Origin of the sequence: Pontibacillus yanchengensis, assembly GCF_009856295.1 — a bacterium.
GTDB lineage: Bacteria > Bacillota > Bacilli > Bacillales > BH030062 > Pontibacillus > Pontibacillus yanchengensis_A.
In genome coordinates, this window is the sequence record NZ_WMEU01000017.1 from 1 (window position 1) to 3044 (window position 3044).

A 3044-nucleotide genomic window follows, 5' to 3' on the forward strand; every position below is an offset into this window, starting at 1 on the left:
TGTTGTATTAAATAGCCGTTTTCGTCGTTAATAACGCTCTTACGCAACACAACATAATCGTTAAACCACCAATCTAATGCAAAATAACTCTTAGCGTACGTTTTCCGAGTTTTGCTGTCTGGACCCCAAAGACAGCAAGAAGTGCTTCCTGAATGGTTTAAGCAACAAAAAGAACAGGCTCAACGAGAAGATGAACATGATTCTAGCAACGTTTCCGAGAAGACAGCAGCCGAAATTGAAGCCAAGAAAGAAAAATAACGACAAGAGCTCCAAGCCATGGATGGGTAATGTCATCTTGAATTCGAGATACATGCAATGGCTTAGCTTTCCCATGCTCTCAAAAGGTTGATAGGACGGTCTTTTATAAAATCCTGAATAGGAGACGTGTACCCTTTTCCGAATTATTTATAGAGTAATGTTGGTATGGCAGGGATTTCGAATCCTTGCTAGGAAAAAGCTATTTTACATAATACATCTTTCGGAACTCATGGCGGGGATTTATGCAGAACCATACACGCGAGAAGAAGAATGAGCTGTGGAATACGTGTCTTATCAATGTGGGGAACGCGCTTTTGGGAGAGTATCAGAAAAATGCATAGTTTAAGTTACTTTTTTTACTATTTTTTCAAAAATAAAGGTTATCTATTATAGATGTTGAAGTAATAGTTTTAACCACATTTTGTAAAGGGAGATGAAATGAATGATAAAAAAATCAAAACCATTATCTTTGCTTTAACAGTGATGTTATTAATTCCTACCTCGACTTTCGCAAGTGGACCTCAATTGGGACCAGGAGAATGGGATACAATTTTGATAAGTGATTACACAGTATATGATTACCCAGCAGTAACAAAAACTCGTACAGTTCTTTCAGGTGGAGGAAATGTACGAGTTTGCTTAAGTGGTGTTAATAGTGGTAATAAAATTATTGCTGAATTAAGGTCAGATGATATTCTTGATAGAACAGTAACATATATAACTTTCACCGGTAATTATTGTTCAAGCAGTATTAACGTAGATAATTATAAAGATGGTTCTTATGCAGAACTTTATTTAAACATGCAAGGACAATATAGTTCTGACAAGGTGACCGTTCGTATAGATGATTAATATAAATATACAAAAAGCTAATCGATTTGACCGATTAGCTTTTTGTATTAACTACTACTTTAAAACTACCAATTTCATTTTCTTTTGCTAAACGATTAACTATTTCTTCTATATTTTGTCTAGTTGGCTCACCTCCATACTCTTTCTTTGAAATAAAAATGGTAGCTTTGGATAATTTTTTACCTTGTTCAAGAACCATCCCATTTATTGTTTTATACCCTTCTTCTTTTAAAGATGTTTTTAGTATTTCGGTAAAATCTATTTTTTTCGTTTCATCAGCAGTAGAATGTAAGTCGAATGGATGACCAGTTTTATCGGCATTTACGAATTCAGTAAAGTAATTAATGGATAATCCCCCCCCCAACGTTACAGAAACCACTATAATACAAATGACCAATTTTTTCACTCTATATCCTCCCTATAAACTGTATTGGTGCATGATGAGATTAAACAATTAACTTTTTATCTAGTGTATTTATCTCTTCTTCCAATATGATTGATTATTTCGAATGATTGCAAATATAGCCATTCATCGAGACGACCAAGAGAATCCTCATGTTACCATGAGAAACGTTGATGAGAATGGCTTCGGGAAAAAGAATCGTGACTGGAATCCTGCTTTCTCTAATGCTAAAGAAAATCAAAGAGGTTTTGTTTCTTCTAACGATAAGTGTCTTGATGTGCGGGAGGAATGGGCTAATTATGCAAATAATGCTTTAGAAAATGCTCAAGTCAGCGAACGTATTTCTCACCTTTCTCATGAAGAACGAGGTTTTGAAGAAGTGCCAACGGTTCATCTAGGGCATGAAGCTCATGCGATGGAAAAGCGTGGTGTAGATACAGAACGAGGAAATATCAATCGTGACCGCCAAGAATACAATAGGCATGTAGTGGATCTGCAAAAGTTTCGTGAACAGAAGCAAGAATTATATAAGAAAATAGAACCTAGGTAACAACGTTGGAAGAAACGAAGAAATATTCTAGGGAGTGTTTATATGGCTATTACAATTACTGTAAGGATTCAAAAAGGTGGCTGTGGAAGTCGACAACTACAGGAATTCTAGCTTATCTAGGGGGCTAGTCAGGAAAATGCGGATTTACAACGTTAAGCCACCAAAAGGACTATTTATCTTGGGATAACAACGATAAGTATTTTGAGACATGTATATGAGACACTTAGAATGCTTTAACCATCGTTTTGAGGAAGATTCTCAAAAGAGTAAACCCTATTGATACAAAGTCGTGTAAGCCTTGGTATAACAGCGTTCATCTTCATTATCGTTGTAAATTGTCAAAATCCTGACTCTACCCCATCTAATGAGTCAGGATTATAAAGTTTTAGCAATCGACATGGATTCTCAAGGTAATCTAACTGAATTACTATCAGTACATGTATCCAATGATTTTGTTGGCTCTTCTGTTTTAGAAGCAATGCAGAAAGGAGATACAAAGAGGTATATATATGAAGTATCAGACAACATTGATCTTCTTCCAGCAAAATAATTTTTTAGCGATTTTCCCACGATGGATCTATACAAGTAAAACATATAACGGTGAATATATTCCTTTTAAGAAGAATCCCAGTTTAGCTCTAGATGAATTATTAGATCAAGTAAGGGATGAATACGACTTTATATTGATTGATACGCCACCTTCGTTAAGCGAGCAAACAACAAATGCCTTGTGTGCTAGTGAATATGTTGTGGTTATGTATAAATGCTCTAACTGGTGCTATTCAGTTGTCCCAAACTTTATGGATTCAGTTAAAGGTGCTCGAGAGTTTGTTTATAAGGATACAGAAGTTATAGCTTTTTATCTGTCCTGAATTTCGTTCGTTCTATACAACAGTGTTGTATTAAATAGCCGTTTTCGTCGTTAATAACGCTCTTACGCAACACAACATAATCGTTAAACCACCAATCTAATGCAAAATA

General features: G+C 35.3%; 3 protein-coding genes and 1 pseudogene. 3 read left to right on the plus strand and 1 reads right to left on the minus strand.

Features of this window, described 5'->3' with window-relative positions; translation table 11 throughout:
• Positions 1-696: 696 nt before the first annotated feature.
• On the plus strand, positions 697-1110 hold the full coding sequence (locus GLW08_RS21345) for a hypothetical protein (RefSeq protein WP_160850640.1): 414 nt from the start codon (positions 697-699) through the stop codon (positions 1108-1110).
• A gap of 34 nt (positions 1111-1144) precedes the next feature.
• Here GLW08_RS21345 and GLW08_RS21350 read toward each other — a convergent pair whose 3' ends face one another.
• Positions 1145-1516 (minus strand): hypothetical protein, encoded by a 372-nt coding sequence (locus GLW08_RS21350; protein WP_160850641.1) that lies wholly within the window; start codon positions 1514-1516, stop codon positions 1145-1147.
• A gap of 103 nt (positions 1517-1619) precedes the next feature.
• On the opposite strand from GLW08_RS21350, the gene GLW08_RS21355 reads away from it, so the two are divergent.
• Complete coding sequence (locus tag GLW08_RS21355; protein ID WP_237458531.1) at positions 1620-2063, plus strand: MobA/MobL family protein; 444 nt, start codon at positions 1620-1622, stop codon at positions 2061-2063.
• Between the two features lie 352 nt (positions 2064-2415).
• A pseudogene (locus GLW08_RS21360) lies at positions 2416-2917 on the plus strand (ParA family protein); the annotation flags it as partial.
• Positions 2918-3044: the final 127 nt, after the last annotated feature.

Bases quoted from the DNA above. Each gene is read 5' to 3' on its own strand.
- GLW08_RS21345 (WP_160850640.1), top strand. From the start codon at position 697: ATGAATGATAAAAAAATCAAAACCATTATCTTTGCTTTAACAGTGATG.
- GLW08_RS21355 (WP_237458531.1), top strand. From the start codon at position 1,620: ATGATTGCAAATATAGCCATTCATCGAGACGACCAAGAGAATCCTCAT.